Origin of the sequence: Mesorhizobium sp. M1A.F.Ca.IN.020.03.2.1 (assembly GCF_004023205.1) — a bacterium.
Classification (GTDB): Bacteria; Pseudomonadota; Alphaproteobacteria; order Rhizobiales; family Rhizobiaceae; genus Mesorhizobium.
In genome coordinates, this window is record NZ_RZSV01000006.1 from 1 (window position 1) to 13731 (window position 13731).

Here is a 13731-nt window from a genome sequence, read left to right on the forward strand (position 1 = left end):
GCGGGCTTGTGGCTGCCCTTTCCCTCTCTCCCCAGGTCGCGTGGGCCGACGAGGTGGTGGAAATCAGAATGCGAGGCCGCGACGACGGCTCACAGGTCTGGTTCGACCCGATCGGCATCCTGGTCGAACCGGGACAGACGGTGCGCTGGACGAATCTCAATTCCGGCAATTCGCACACGGCGACTGCCTACAGTCCGACGAACTTCGAGAGACCGCGCCGCATGCCCAAGGCGGCAAAACCGTGGGATTCCGATTACCTCCTGCCCAATGAGAGCTTTTCGGTCATTTTCACCGAGAAGGGGGCCTATGACTACTATTGCATCCCGCATGAGCACGCCGGAATGGTCGGACGTATCATCGTCGGAGCGCCCGAGGCACATGGCTGGACCGAGCTGGTTGGCCCGAATGGCGTTCTGCCGGAGGCGGCCCTCAAGGCATTTCCGAAAGTCGAAGACATCATGACACGAGGGTTCGTCCGGCGCGATCAGACCATGCCTACGGGACCGGGCTGAAACAAGGAAGGATTGGATACTGCGTCAGACCGGGGCACGAGTTCCCGGCTGTCGTCGATTGGGGACGGCTCTCATGACAGGCGACGTGCATACATGCGAAAATCAGTCGCGGTCTCAAGCTGGGCGAGGCGGGCGCTCTCAGTTGCTGGACGCTTCTATCGATGGCTGGGCCGTAGTCGAGGGACGCGAGCGTGCGAGGAATCGCCTTGCTGCATTGGGGGAGATGACTGGCGGCATTGCGCATGACTTCAGGAACCTGCTGGCGGTCATCGAGTCCGGCCTGAGGCTTGCCGAAGCAAGAGCCGACGAGCCCAACCGTGTGAGGGCCTGCATCACGCTGGCGCGAGAAGGAATCAATCGCGGGATCGATTTGACCTCGCAGCTCCTCGCCTTTGCAAAGCACCAGGAACTTGATGCTCATGCTGGCGACGTGAATGAATTCCTCAGATCCTTCGCGCCTTTGCTGAGGTACGGCGGCGGACCCGATGTGCGCGTCGAGCTTGAACTCGGTGCAGAAACTCCCGACTGCCTGATCGATCCCGCATTGTTCGACACCGCAGTGCTTAATCTCGTCGTCAACGCGCGCGATGCCATGCCAAATGGCGGCGAGATCAGAGTCATCACCGGACCGTTGGTGCAGGAGACCGCGACACCCGATCCGCCGGGGCCGGGAACCTATGTCTGCGTTAGCGTCAAGGACCAAGGTTGCGGCATGACCGCCGAAGTGTTGCGAAACGCGTTCGATCCTTTCTTCACCACGAAGGGTGAGGAAGGTACCGGCATGGGGCTGCCGCAAGTGCGCGCATTGATGCGTATGATCGGCGGCCATGTTCGCATTGCAAGCGAGCCGGGGATTGGGACGACAGTCGACCTGCTGTTCCCGTCAATCCGACCGGATGTCAAAGCCTCGTCAAGAATGACTAGAATTTAACGTCGCCGCCTGCAACGGCATGTAATCCTGACAGGGCAGGACCTACTACGCTCTCATCCGCACTCGCGGATTGCACCGCGTACACCGGATAGGAGAACTGGGGCATTTCAGGCACAAGATGAAGCCGGCCGGCTTCTATGTGAGGTTGCACAGAGCTCATTCGGAAATATCCGGACCCGCCAGCGGCCAGAACATAGTTCAATCCGAGCGGACCGAGGTCGAAGGAAAGATCCGGCGCAGCACTCGGGAAATTCACGCCGTGATGAAGCTCAAAATCCGGCCCCCAATCCATATAGACATAATCGGATCCGTCCAAGAGTTGCGCTTCGGGGTTGGTGGTCGCGAGAACCAGTTTTTCCTCAAGAAGCAGATCGATCTTCAAGCCCGGTCTGTGTGGGGGCGCGTACATGATGGCTATGTCGACCATTCCCGAGGCGACCTGGTTGATCAGGTCCTGTGGCACGTCGACGTGTACTCGCAGCGCGATATCCTGAAGCGAGCGGCGCATCCAGCGGACCCAGTCGAGCAGAAGAGGTTGCGCAAGGCTGACTTCGCTGCCGACCGTCAGAACAGCCCGGCGTCCCGTAGGCACGGCAACCTGGTGAAGGGTGCGTTGCCATAGTTGGACGAACATCGGAGCGTGCCGCAGAAATTGCTCACCCGCGGGCGTGAGCGAAGCGCCACCTTTGTGGCGAACGAAGAGTGGTCGGCCCAATTGTTGCTCGAGGTTGCGGATCCGTGCGCTGACGGTCGTCTGGGCGACGTTCAAGCGCTCCGAGGCGCGAATGAAGCTCCCGGTCGAGACGATCTCAACAAAGGTGCGAGCGAGTTCGATATCCATGACCGCTAATAGCATAAAAATTGCGCTTAAATGTCAATGAATTTCGTTTGCCACATAGTAGGCGCGAACATTAGGCTCTCCGAATACTCACCGGATTGAGCGCTGAATGCGGCGCAGCGCCGGGATGGAGCGGGCATAGGCCTCTCCATCCTCACCCCCGTTTTGCCCGCGGTGTCACAGGAGCGATCATGTCGACGAAAGAAAAGAACGGCCAAGGCGATGTCGGACGTCGTGACTTTCTAAAACTGTTCGGCGCAGCCGGCGCGGCAGCGGGCACCCTGCCGTTTGGCGGATCCACATCGGCGGACGAGATCGTGGCAGCTGCCGCCACGGACACGAAGCACCATCACGCCGCCGAACCTCGTGCCCGAGGCAGTGGCTACGAATTCTTCAATGTCGACGAATCCGCCTTCGTCGAGGCGGCGGTCGACACGCTCATTCCAAAGGATGCGGCCGGTCCCGGAGCCAAGGAGCTTGGCGTGGCGACATACATCGACCGGCAGATGGCCAGCGGATACGGCAAGGGCGACCGGCTTTATCTGGAAGGGCCGTTCGGCGAGGGTACGCCCGGGCAGGGATATCAATTGCCGATGACGCCCTCGGAGCTGATCCGGGCGGGAATCGCCGACGTCAATGCCGTCGTACAGAAAAGCCACGAGAACAGCTTCGCGGCCCTTTCGGCAAAGGACCGCGCCGCCATTATGGCGGACCTTGAGGCCACGAAGATCGAGCTTCCAACGGTGCCCGCTGCAACCTTCTTCAGCCTCCTTCTGCAGCTCACGATCGAGGGTTATTTCGCGGACCCGATGTACGGCGGGAACAAGGACGCGGCTGCCTGGAAGATGATCGGCTTCCCCGGCGCAGATGCCATGTACGCGGACAAGATCGAGCCGTTCCGGAACAAGCCCTACAAGGCTGAACCGAAGGGCATCCAGGACCTCATTTGATCGCCGCAAGAAAAAGGAGACTTTGACATGGCCACCAAACTGAACCCGGTCGATGTGCTGATTGTCGGTCTTGGATGGACAGGCGGCATCATTGCCAAGGAGCTTGCATCCACCAAGCTCAAGATCGTCGCCCTTGAGCGGGGAGGCCCGCGTGACACCAATCCGGATTTCATCGATCCTGAAATCCACGACGAACTGCGCTACGCCGCCCGCCACGACCTCATGCAGAACGTGCGGCGGGAAACCATCACATTCCGCAATAGTGAATCGCAAACGGCGCTGCCGATGCGTCAACTCGGCTCGTTCTTGCCAGGGCAGGGTGTCGGCGGTGCCGGCGTGCATTGGAACGGCGTGACCTGGCGCTGGCTCGAATGGGATCATCAGGCGCGCACCCGGACCGTCGACAAGTACGGCGAAAAGATCATCCCTTCGGACATGCACCTGCAGGACTGGCCGATCACCTATGACGATCTCGAACCCTATTACGACAAGTTCGAAAAGACCTGCGGCACCTCCGGCAAGGCCGGCAATCTCAACGGCAAGAAAATCGACGGCGGCAATATCTTCGAGCGCGCGCGTAAGGAGGATTATCCCAACCCGCCAATGATCGCCGCGCAGAGCATGGTGATGTTCGAGAAGGCGGCCCGCAATCTCGGCTACCATCCCTTCCCAAACCCCTCGTCCAACGCGTCTCGCGATTACGTCAATCCCGATGGCGTGGCGTTCGGCCAATGCCACTACTGCGGCTACTGCGAGCGTTTCGGCTGCGAGGCGAATGCAAAGGCCAGCCCGCACTTCACCGTTATTCCGCTGGCGCTGAAGAATCCGAATTTCGAACTGCGCACAAATTCGATCGTGCTGAAGATCAATCTCGATTCGACCCGCAAGAAGGCCGTCAGCGTCAGCTATCTCGACGCTCGCGGGCGAGAATTCGAACAACCTGCCGACCTTATCATCCTGTCGGCCTACGCGCTCGGGAACGTCAACCTGCTGCTGCAGTCGGGGATCGGCGTTCCTTACGATCCCGCCACGGGTAAAGGCGTGGTCGGCCGAAACTATGCCTACCAGTGCGGCGGCGGGGCTACCGCCTTCTTCGACAAGAAGACCATCCTGAACCGCTTCATGGGCGCCGGCGCGCTCGGCACCTGCATGGATGATTTCAACGGCGACAACTACGATTTCGTGAAGGCCGGATACATCGGCGGCGGCGGTATCAGTTGCAGCAACTCGGGCGCCCGGCCTATCCAGTCACATCCGACACCCCATGGCACGCCGCGCTGGGGCTCGGACTGGAAGAAAGCAGTGGTCGACAACTATGACCATGCTGCCAACGTTGGCAATCAAGGCGCGGTGATGGCCTACAGGCAGAACTATCTCAGCCTCGATCCGACCTATACGGACATCTTCGGACGCCCGCTGATGAGGATGACGTTCGATTTCCAGGATAACGAAATAAAGCAGATGAACGGCCAGGCCGACATTTGCGTGAAGATCGCCAAGGAGATGGGTGCGATCAGGGTCGACCGGAGCATTCCGCCGGTGCCCTATTCCATCGTTCCCTATCAGAGCACTCACAATACCGGCGGGGCCGTTTTCGGCGCCGACCCCACCACCAGTGTCCTGAACAAACATCTTCAGGTCTGGGATGTCCCGAACGTATTCGTCACCGGCGCCTGCGTATTTCCGCAGAACGCCGGGAAGAATCCGACCGGACCGGTGGGCGCTCTTGCCTATTGGGCGGCGGACGCGATCAAGAATTATCTGAAGAACCCCGGCCCATTGGTTCCCTCCTGAGGCAAGTCTGCCGGGTCCGGATCCAAGCTTCGGATCCGGCAGGCTGTGCGTTTCGAATACCGACATAACCAGGGTGGCTTGGCGGCAACCAAGCCGCCCCTCATTGAAAGCACGCGAAGATGAGATCAACCATTCTTGGATTGACGACCGCGGTTCTCAGCGCAGTCGGATCTGCGCAGGCGCAGGACAAATCTCCTGGCGATGCTGACGCCGGCGCCTCGGTCTTCAAGAGATGCATGGCCTGCCATGCGGTCGGGCCCGACGCCAAGAACGGGTAGGGCCGGTATTGAATGGCGTCGTTGGCCGTGCGGCAGGCACTTACCCTGGTTACAGCTATTCCGCGGCGAACAAGAATTCGGGCCTGACCTGGGATGAACCGACGCTGACCACATATCTGCACGCGCCGCGCAAGTTGGTGCCCGGCACGAAGATGACATTCGCTGGTCTCAGCAAAGACCAGGAGATCGCCGATGTGATCGCCTATCTGAAACAGTTCAACGCCCAAGGACAGAAGGCCTCTCCCTGAGGCAGGGACGATCTGTCCGGCTTGCAAAGCACAATCTTATGAAATTCCTCCTGCATCAGGGCCTGGGGTATTCGACCGTTCATCAGATCGGCGACTACCTGCGAAGCCACGGAACCGGCCATCACTGGATCGAACGGTATCGGGGTAGCATCTTCGTCATCGTATCCGATCAAGCCGACGAGACGATCCTTCGAAACGAGTTCTCCGGGCTTCTCGATGCCGTCAACGAAAGGAGACGGACGGATGAGCGGAAGAGCCATCGACGAGAGCATAAAACTGAAGCGCGCCTATGAGAGCCCAGCTGCCGACGATGGCACGCGGGTGCTGATTGACCGGCTTTGGCCGCGCGGGGTCAAGAAGATCGATGCCGGCATTGACTGCTGGATGAAAGAACTCGCGCCAAGCACCGAGCTTCGGAAATGGTTCGGACACGATCCCGCCCGCTGGGACGAATTCCGTCGGAGATATGCGGCGGAAATCCACGCGCATGGCGATGAGCTCGACCGGCTCCGCGACCTGATACGACACGGCCCTGTCACGCTCGTCTACTCGGCTCATGACGAGGCCCACAACGATGCCGTCGTCCTGAGAGAGATTTTGCTGGGACATCGCTAGAGACGTCGCGCCGCCCTGCCTTTGTGCCATCAAGGACATGGGGCGTGTGACCACTACAGCGGGTTCAAATCACTTTTCTGGAACCAAACCGAGCAAGGTTCATCAAATCATCGAGGAGACGCACAATGAAATTCTTTGTCGATACAGCCGATATATCTGAAATTCGCGAGCTTGCCGCGGCAGGCTTTGTCGATGGGGTGACCACGAACCCGTCGCTCATCTCGAAGACCGGTCGGCCGATCAGGGATGTGATCAAGGAGATCTGCGGGACGATCGAAGGCCCGGTTTCAGCGGAAGTCACCGCGACCGACTTCGACGGCATGATTGCCGAAGGAGAGCGTTTGGCGAGCATCGCGACCACCGTGGCCATCAAGGTACCATCCACCTGGGATGGGTTCAGGGCTTGTCGGGCGCTCGCTCGCCTCGGCCACAAGGTCATGTCACGCTGTGCTTTTCCGCAAACCAAGCATTGCTTGCGGCCAAGGCGGGCGCGACGTTCATTTCGCCCTTCATCGGCAGGCTCGACGACCTCGGATTGGACGGCATGGAAGTGGTCCGGGAAATCCGCGCGATCTACGACAACGACGCATGCTTCACGACGGAAATCCTGGCTTCTTCAATACGCACTCCACTCCATGTCAAAGCTGCGGCAATTGCAGGCGCCGATATTGCGACCATTCCCCCAACTGTACTTCGGAGCCTTGCCAAGCATCCACTCACCGACAAGGGGTTGGCATCCTTTCTCGCGGACTGGGGCAAGACCAGGCAAGCGATCCTTTAAAACTTGCTGGCCGGCGGTCCGACTTGAGCCGTGAGCAGCCCAAGGGACGGGCTGGTCGAGAACACGCGCCGTGGTGACACCGACAGCCTCAAAGTGGCCGGCATGTTCACTTTGTCCTCACTTCGTCCGTCCATCACATGCTCCTGGAATCCAACACAAAAAATGCATTCAATCGCTCACTAAATTCGTTTGCATGGTGCCCTGGATGGCAGGAGACTGGGACGTAGCGGTTCCGCTTTAGTCGGGAGCTCCGGTGAAAACGAAAGCGTCGGTCTGAAGGCGCGCCTGGATGGAACATGTTCAGGGCGTGCGAAGTCTATCGAGGCTCCAGTTATCGATCTTGCGCTGAGAATCGCCAACGGAGACGAAAATGGCTGGGAGCCATTCGAAGGCAAACGGTCCGGATCTGGTTCAGGGCATCGCGATCGCCGATCTTGAGGATGGCGGCAAGCTCGTCGGCCATTGCGGCGACGAGCAGGTGCTGCTGGTGCGCCGCGGGAGCGAGGTATTCGCGGTCAGCGCGACATGCACGCATTACGGCGGGCCGCTCGTCGACGGTCTGGTAGCAGAAGACACGGTTCGGTGTCCGTGGCATCACGCGTGCTTCGATCTGCGCACGGGCGAGGCGCTGCGCGCGCCCGCCTTCAGCCCGCTCGCCTGCTGGTCTGTGGAACAGCGAGAAGGCAAGATATTCGTGGTCGAGAAGCGTAAGCGAACGGCACCGGTGGTGCGAGATGGCGGTGCGGCTCCGGAAAGAATTGTCATTGTCGGGGGTGGCGCGGCTGGTTTCGCTGCCGTCGAGACACTGCGGCGTGAGCAATACCAGGGCAGCATCACCATGATCAGCGATGACCAGGCGCCGCCCGTCGACAGACCGAACCTCTCAAAGGACTATCTCGCCGGCAGGGCGCCGCAGGATTGGATTCCGCTGCGCGGCGAGAAGTATTATTCGAAAAACAACATCGACCTGCGTCTCGACACAAAGGCCGACCGCATCGACCCGCGGTCCCGCGAGGTTGTGCTGTCGGATGGCAGCACGATTTCTTACGAAAGGCTGCTCCTTGCCACGGGGACCGAACCAGTTCGGCTTGCTACCCCCGGAGCCGAGCAATCATTTGTCCACACGCTGCGCTCTTTCGCCGACTGCAAGGCGATTATCGAGCGGGCCGCGAATGCGCGACGCTGCGCCGTGCTCGGCGCCAGTTTCATCGGCCTCGAGGTTGCGGCGGCGCTGCGCTCGCGCGGCATCGACGTTCATGTCGTAGCGCCGGACAGACGGCCTATGGAGCGGGTCCTGGGTCCGCGGATGGGCGACTTCATCCGCGCCCTCCATGAGGAGAAGGGTGTCGTCTTCCATCTCGAGGCGACTGCGGCCAGCATCGACGGCAACAAGATGAAGCTCAGCAGCGGCGGCACGTTGATGGCGGATTTCGTCGTGGCCGGCGTCGGCGTCAGGCCACGCATAGGTCTCGCCGAAAAGGCCGGGCTCAAACTCAATCGCGGCGTTGCGGTGAACGCGTTTTTGGAAACAAGCGCGCCCGGAATTTTCGCGGCCGGCGACATTGCCCGGTGGCCCGATCCGCATAGTGGCGAGAATCTTCGGGTAGAGCATTGGGTGGTTGCGGAGAGACAAGGTCGCACCGCCGCACTCAACATGCTTGGCCATCGCGAGAAGTTCGCGGCTGTGCCGTTCTTCTGGAGCCAGCATTACGATGTGCCCATCAACTATGTCGGCCATGCCGAGCGATGGGACGAGATCTCGGTCGATGGAGACGTCGCGGCCAGGGATTGCCTGCTCCGATTCAAACGGGAGGGGCGCACGCTCGCTGTCGCCTCGATCTTCCGCGACCTGGAAAGTTTGCAGGCCGAGCTGGAAATGGAGCGCCAAACGGCAAGCTAGAACGCGCTCTCGAGCACGGGTGGGAGCGCACCGAGAATGACGCAGCCGAGCATGTCACCGTGACCGAAAGGAGACCGATCTATGTCCGCATTGCAACAGGACGTTGCCAGGGATTTGCAAATCATTGCGCCCACTCAGCATCATTCAAAGATCGTCGAGTTCGCCAAGGAGGTTGCCGAACAAGAGTCCCATCAGATGCCGACGTCGGTCGCAATCTTCTCCGACAGCGGTCGTTGGTACTGCCAGGTCCGTCGCGGCAATGAAAAGACCCGGCCGATGGGCCCCTATACCAAACGAGAGGCTGAACGGGTTCAGGAAGTTCGCAGAGCCTTGATCGCCAAAAGAGGCACCGCTCGGATTATGTTCGAGTAGGCGGGGACCTGACGATCGCGCCGGCCGGCGAACTCCTCACTCCAGCCATCGTTCGTCCTTGAGGTTGTTGAAACCTTGCCGGATCTCGCGGCGGGCCCTGTTGACGTTTGCGTTCCGGCGCCGCGATCAACCGCAACCAACGGAAGGAAAGCCAACATGGGCTACAAGTCGATCGTTCTCAACCTCGACATCGACGGGATGGTCGCTCCTGTTGTCAAGCTCGGAGTCGATCTCGCCCAGCGCTTCGACGCGCGCCTGATAGGTCTGTCGGCCGCCGACGTTCCGCCGCCGGTTGTAATGGAAGGTGGAGTGGCCTTCGAAGGCGAGAGCATGATGCGCCAGCGCAAGAACATCAAGCAACGGCTCGAGGACCTCCACGCGCAGTTCGAAAGCATTGCTGGCACGACGGTTCATACGCAATGGCGTGGGACCGTGGGCAATCCGACCCGCTCGCTAATTGAATCGGCGCGGTTGGCCGATGTCATCGTCACAGCATCGCCGGAGGGTGCCAGTTTCGACGACGCGTATCGGTCGACCGACCTCGGCAATCTGATCCTTCAGGCCGGACGGCCCGTATTTGTGGCAGCGACCAACCAGGAGAATTTCCGCATCAACAAGGTTCTGGTCGGATGGAAGGACACGCGTGAAGCCAGGCGCGCGGTTCTAGATGCCATGCCCTTTTTGCGGATGGCTCAGGAGGTTCGGGTCATTACGATCGACGATGGCCCAACTGACCAAACCTGGAACGGGCTGGACGATGTTGTCGCCTTCCTGGACATGCACGGCGTAGAGGCCAAGGCGGAGGTGTTTCCGGAAAAATCCAATGGCCGAACGATCGCCGACGTCGCCGGCGCAATGAACGCGGATCTCGTCATATCCGGCGCCTATGGCCACAGCAGGTTCAGGGAGTGGATCTTCGGCGGCGCTACCCGCTCGCTACTTGAAGCTGATCGGCTGAACCGGCTCATGTCGAACTGATCGCCGGCACCGATGGCGGAGTGCATCCCACCTGCTGACAGATTTCGCGAACGCATCCCAGCCCGCTGGGTTGGTGCTCGTTAACCGTGACAAGCCTGCCGCCGGACCCTATCGCAAGAACTCAGGCTTGTTGTTGTTCGCCCTCGGTGGCGATCAACATCCAGTTCCGCTTCCTTGACTGGGTTTGACAGGCGAACGTCCACGTATCGATCATCTCAACGATCTCCCGGGGATCGCCGGCGACGACTGCATTGTCGGCAGAGCGTGTAACGCTGACCACGTCGGAAACGTATCGAACAACTATCTCAGCGGTGCCATTCTCCACGAAAGCATCGACAACCTTCGTTTCGTCTGTCCTGATGAAGGTGAGTTCCAGCATCTCTTGCCGATCGCGGCGTTCGACGATCACTCGCTCGAAGGCATCAAGCACTTCCGGCCCGACGAGGCGCTGCAATGTCTGGATGTCACTCTCCGCAAACGCCCGCAGTATCGCTTCATAGGCCCTCCTGGCGCCAGCCAGAAATGCCGCGGGATCGAAATCCGGGTCGATCTTGCGAAGCGCATCCTGGGACATGTCCGCACAGGATGTGTGTCCGGCACTTTCGTCCCGCCGCGCCGCTGCAGTGTCCCGCTTGGCCCTCTCGTCGTTCCAGCGGGAGAGGAGCTGGCTCCAACTCCCAAGCATTGCCCAATAAAGCGCGAGAATCGCAACGAGAAGGATCTGGCTGGTCGGGTCTGAGGTCTCGCTCATGACATTCACCCATCGACTTGTCGAAGATGCCCATATCAGTGGATCCGGGGCAGCCTTTCCCACTGATGGAATGGCGGCGGCGACGGCAGCTGCCATTCAAGTGTGGTCGCCCCTTCGCCCCACGGGTTGGCGCTGGCCGGGCGCTTGCGGCTGAAAGCTTCTGCGACCGCGACGAAGAAGATGAACAGCCCCGCGGTCGAGATGTAGGAGCCGATCGAGGAGACGAAATTCCAGCCGGCGAAGGCATCGGGATAATCAGCGTAGCGGCGCGGCATGCCGGCCATGCCGAGGAAATGCTGCGGGAAGAAGACGAGATTGACGCCGATGAACATCGTCCAGAAATGCAGTTTCCCGAGCGTCTCGCTGTACATGTATCCGGTCATCTTCGGGAACCAGTAGTACCAGCCAGCGAAGATGGCGAAGACCGCGCCCAGTGACAGCACATAGTGGAAGTGGGCAATCACGAAATAGGTGTCGTGCAACGAGCGGTCGATTCCGGGGCTGGCGACCATGATCCCGGTGACGCCGCCGACGGTGAAGAGCAAGACGAAGCCGATAGCCCACAGCATCGGTGTCTTGAACTCTATCGATCCGCCCCACATTGTGGCCAGCCACGAAAACACCTTCACGCCTGTGGGAACGGCGATGACCATCGAGGCGAAGGCGAAGTAGCGCTGGCTGTCGAGGGAGATGCCGGTCGTATACATATGGTGCGCCCAGACGAGGAAGCCGATCAGGCCGATCGCCACCATCGCATACGCCATGCCGAGATAGCCGAAGATTGGCTTCCTGGCGAAGGTCGAGATGACGTGGCTGATGATGCCAAAGCCGGGCAGGATCATGATATAGACCTCCGGATGGCCGAAGAACCAGAACAGGTGCTGGTAGAGGATCGGGTCACCGCCGCCATCAGGAACGAAGAACGTCGTGCCGAAGTTGCGGTCCGTGAGCAGCATCGTGATCGCTCCGGCCAGCACCGGCAGCGACATCAGCAGCATGAAAGCGGTCACCAGCATCGCCCAGGCAAGGAGCGGCATCTTGTGCATCGTCATTCCTGGCGCGCGCATGTTGAAGATGGTCGTGATGAAGTTGATCGCGCCGAGGATTGATGACGCTCCCGCAAGGTGGATCGAAAGGATGACGAGATCGACCGCGGGACCAGGCTGGCCGGAGGTCGAAAGCGGCGGGTAGAGCGTCCAGCCGCCGCCATGGCCGAGCGTGCCTGGCGCTCCCGGCACGAACATCGAGGTGATGAAGAGGATGAACGCCATCACCAGCAGCCAGAACGAGATATTGTTCATGCGCGGAAACGCCATGTCGGGTGCGCCGATCATGATCGGTACCATCCAGTTGCCGAAGCCGCCGATCAGGGCCGGCATGAGAACGAAGAAGATCATGATGAGGCCGTGGGAGCTGACCACGACATTGTAGGCCATCGGATCCCTGAATATCTGCAGCCCTGGCTCCTGGAGCTCTATCCGGACCAGGACCGAAAGCGCGGTGCCGAGAATCCCCGCCAAGATCGAGAAGATCAGATAGAGCGACCCGATATCCTTGTGGTTGGTCGAGTACAGCCACCTGACCAGAAACCGGGGCTTGTGGTCTTCCATCGCTGCCGCTGGATTCGACATGGTGCGCTACCTGCCTTTCATTGCAGGCAAGCCTGATGGCTCTCGCGAGGGACGGCATTCATCCGCCGCGATCGGAGAACCAGGCGCTGTCTGCTTCGTGTTTTCAGTCGTCCGTGACATTGCGTCCATCGCAATGTCGTGGGCTTTGGAGCCGATCGGGCGTAAGCCGATGGCCAGCGGTCCGCCTGTGCATGGCCGCGAGCTTTCTGTCGAAGAAACCGCCGCCACATTCCGAGGCGCCAGCTCCGTACCGCCCCAAACGTGCTACGGAGGGAAGAGGAAGGCAAACGGAATTAAATGCCGCGTAAGTGCAAATTTATTGCTCTTGCAAGCGAGCCGGTGGGAGGGGCGGGTCTTTAGGGATCAACAACCACAACGGAGCACAACTATGCCGGCAATTTCGACATCGGCGCCGAAGCTCGCCATATTGAGGCAGGTAAGCTCGAGGTCACGCAAGGCGCCGGAACTCATCTATTCGGGGGCATGCAGCGGGAGAGAGCGGACTGCGGGAGGCTAGGCGGATTTAAAGCGACGTTGTGAAATGATCGTTCCCCCCAGGCGCGAAGCCACATGGCTGGCAGGTGGATCGACAAGGAAAAAATGCCTTATCCGTTTTACACTATCGGTCATTCGACCAGGTCGATTCCGGAATTCGTTGCCCTGCTGCATGTGGCAGAAGTCGCCCTGGTAATCGACATAAGAACCGTCAGACGCTCGCGGGCGAACCCGCAATTCAACACCGAGGTGCTTGCGGAAAGCCTAGCTCCGTCCGGCATTGGATATGAGTACATTGCCGAGCTTGGCGGCCTGCGGGGCAAGGCGCATGACATTCCACCAATGCTAAACGCGTTCTGGATTAACCAGAGTTTTCACAACTACGCCGACTACGCGTTGTCGGCGGAGTTTCATGACGGCCTAACCCGGCTTGTATCGCTCGGCAGGGAGCGGCAGTGTGCCGTCATGTGCTCGGAAGCGCTGTGGTGGCGCTGTCACAGAAGGATCGTCGCGGACTACCTGATCAGCCGCGGCGAGTCCGTTTTTCATCTGATGAGCCATGACAAGGTCGTGCCGGCGAAACTCACCGACGGCGTGAGGGCAGGAGCCGATGGAATGCTTGTCTACCCGCCTTCACAGCCTTCGGCATAGTCGAGC

The 13731-nt window shown here is 60.0% G+C and carries 13 protein-coding genes and 1 pseudogene; 11 read left to right on the plus strand and 3 right to left on the minus strand.

The features are described from left to right. Together EOA79_RS01950 and EOA79_RS01955 are read left to right on the plus strand one after the other, a co-directional pair. On the plus strand, positions 1-512 hold a 512-nt coding region (locus EOA79_RS01950), incomplete at its 5' end, for a plastocyanin/azurin family copper-binding protein (protein ID WP_245489833.1). Between the two features lie 223 nt (positions 513-735). Continuing rightward, a complete protein-coding gene (locus EOA79_RS01955; protein WP_067330508.1) occupies positions 736-1443 on the plus strand; it encodes an ATP-binding protein in 708 nt (235 codons plus the stop codon). Here EOA79_RS01955 and EOA79_RS01960 read toward each other — a convergent pair. Further along, positions 1433-2284 carry a LysR family transcriptional regulator gene (locus tag EOA79_RS01960; RefSeq protein WP_095800316.1) on the minus strand — a complete coding sequence of 284 codons (852 nt, stop codon included), beginning with the start codon at positions 2282-2284 and terminating at the stop codon, positions 1433-1435. The genes EOA79_RS01955 and EOA79_RS01960 overlap by 11 nt on opposite strands. A gap of 95 nt (positions 2285-2379) precedes the next feature. On the opposite strand from EOA79_RS01960, the gene EOA79_RS01965 reads away from it, so the two are divergent. The 8 genes and pseudogenes from EOA79_RS01965 to EOA79_RS02000 all read left to right on the plus strand — a co-directional run bounded on the left by EOA79_RS01965 (position 2380) and on the right by EOA79_RS02000 (position 10197). Continuing rightward, positions 2380-3231 carry a gluconate 2-dehydrogenase subunit 3 family protein gene (locus EOA79_RS01965; protein WP_127334741.1) on the plus strand — a complete coding sequence of 284 codons (852 nt, stop codon included), beginning with the start codon at positions 2380-2382 and terminating at the stop codon, positions 3229-3231. A gap of 27 nt (positions 3232-3258) precedes the next feature. Further along, entirely contained in the window at positions 3259-5025 is a 1767-nt protein-coding gene (locus EOA79_RS01970) for a GMC family oxidoreductase (RefSeq protein WP_127334742.1), read from the plus strand. A gap of 286 nt (positions 5026-5311) precedes the next feature. Then, positions 5312-5551, plus strand: a complete 240-nt coding sequence (locus EOA79_RS34240; RefSeq protein WP_348627446.1) for a hypothetical protein — start codon at positions 5312-5314, stop codon at positions 5549-5551. A gap of 243 nt (positions 5552-5794) precedes the next feature. Next, complete coding sequence (locus EOA79_RS01980; protein WP_127334743.1) at positions 5795-6166, plus strand: DUF488 domain-containing protein; 372 nt, start codon at positions 5795-5797, stop codon at positions 6164-6166. Positions 6167-6291: 125 nt separating this feature from the next. Next, a pseudogene (fsa, locus tag EOA79_RS01985) lies at positions 6292-6947 on the plus strand (fructose-6-phosphate aldolase). Positions 6948-7317: 370 nt separating this feature from the next. Continuing rightward, positions 7318-8847 carry an FAD-dependent oxidoreductase gene (locus tag EOA79_RS01990; protein ID WP_127334744.1) on the plus strand — a complete coding sequence of 510 codons (1530 nt, stop codon included), beginning with the start codon at positions 7318-7320 and terminating at the stop codon, positions 8845-8847. 81 nt (positions 8848-8928) lie between these two features. After that, positions 8929-9219, plus strand: coding sequence for a hypothetical protein (locus tag EOA79_RS01995; RefSeq protein ID WP_127216072.1), 291 nt, complete (start codon positions 8929-8931; stop codon positions 9217-9219). A 156-nt stretch (positions 9220-9375) separates the two neighbouring features. Next, entirely contained in the window at positions 9376-10197 is an 822-nt protein-coding gene (locus tag EOA79_RS02000; RefSeq protein ID WP_127334746.1) for a universal stress protein, read from the plus strand. Between the two features lie 121 nt (positions 10198-10318). Here EOA79_RS02000 and EOA79_RS02005 read toward each other — a convergent pair whose 3' ends face one another. Together EOA79_RS02005 and ctaD are read right to left on the minus strand one after the other, a co-directional pair. Next, positions 10319-10948: a Tim44/TimA family putative adaptor protein gene (locus EOA79_RS02005; protein ID WP_164748137.1), complete on the minus strand. Its 630-nt coding sequence runs from the start codon at positions 10946-10948 to the stop codon at positions 10319-10321. 35 nt (positions 10949-10983) lie between these two features. After that, complete coding sequence (ctaD, locus tag EOA79_RS02010) at positions 10984-12579, minus strand: cytochrome c oxidase subunit I (RefSeq protein WP_127334748.1); 1596 nt, start codon at positions 12577-12579, stop codon at positions 10984-10986. A 600-nt stretch (positions 12580-13179) separates the two neighbouring features. On the opposite strand from ctaD, the gene EOA79_RS02015 reads away from it, so the two are divergent. Next, positions 13180-13725 carry a DUF488 domain-containing protein gene (locus EOA79_RS02015; protein WP_127334754.1) on the plus strand — a complete coding sequence of 182 codons (546 nt, stop codon included), beginning with the start codon at positions 13180-13182 and terminating at the stop codon, positions 13723-13725. Positions 13726-13731: the final 6 nt, after the last annotated feature.

What these genes read in the sequence shown, in the direction of transcription:
- EOA79_RS01955 (WP_067330508.1), top strand. Translation starts at nt 736, where the DNA reads ATGACTGGCGGCATTGCGCATGACTTCAGGAACCTGCTGGCGGTCATC.
- EOA79_RS01960 (WP_095800316.1), bottom strand. Translation starts at nt 2,284, where the DNA reads ATGGATATCGAACTCGCTCGCACCTTTGTTGAGATCGTCTCGACCGGG.
- EOA79_RS01970 (WP_127334742.1), top strand. Translation starts at nt 3,259, where the DNA reads ATGGCCACCAAACTGAACCCGGTCGATGTGCTGATTGTCGGTCTTGGA.
- EOA79_RS01980 (WP_127334743.1), top strand. Translation starts at nt 5,795, where the DNA reads ATGAGCGGAAGAGCCATCGACGAGAGCATAAAACTGAAGCGCGCCTAT.
- EOA79_RS01990 (WP_127334744.1), top strand. Translation starts at nt 7,318, where the DNA reads ATGGCTGGGAGCCATTCGAAGGCAAACGGTCCGGATCTGGTTCAGGGC.
- EOA79_RS01995 (WP_127216072.1), top strand. Translation starts at nt 8,929, where the DNA reads ATGTCCGCATTGCAACAGGACGTTGCCAGGGATTTGCAAATCATTGCG.
- EOA79_RS02000 (WP_127334746.1), top strand. Translation starts at nt 9,376, where the DNA reads ATGGGCTACAAGTCGATCGTTCTCAACCTCGACATCGACGGGATGGTC.
- EOA79_RS02005 (WP_164748137.1), bottom strand. Translation starts at nt 10,948, where the DNA reads ATGAGCGAGACCTCAGACCCGACCAGCCAGATCCTTCTCGTTGCGATT.
- ctaD (WP_127334748.1), bottom strand. Translation starts at nt 12,579, where the DNA reads ATGTCGAATCCAGCGGCAGCGATGGAAGACCACAAGCCCCGGTTTCTG.
- EOA79_RS02015 (WP_127334754.1), top strand. Translation starts at nt 13,180, where the DNA reads ATGCCTTATCCGTTTTACACTATCGGTCATTCGACCAGGTCGATTCCG.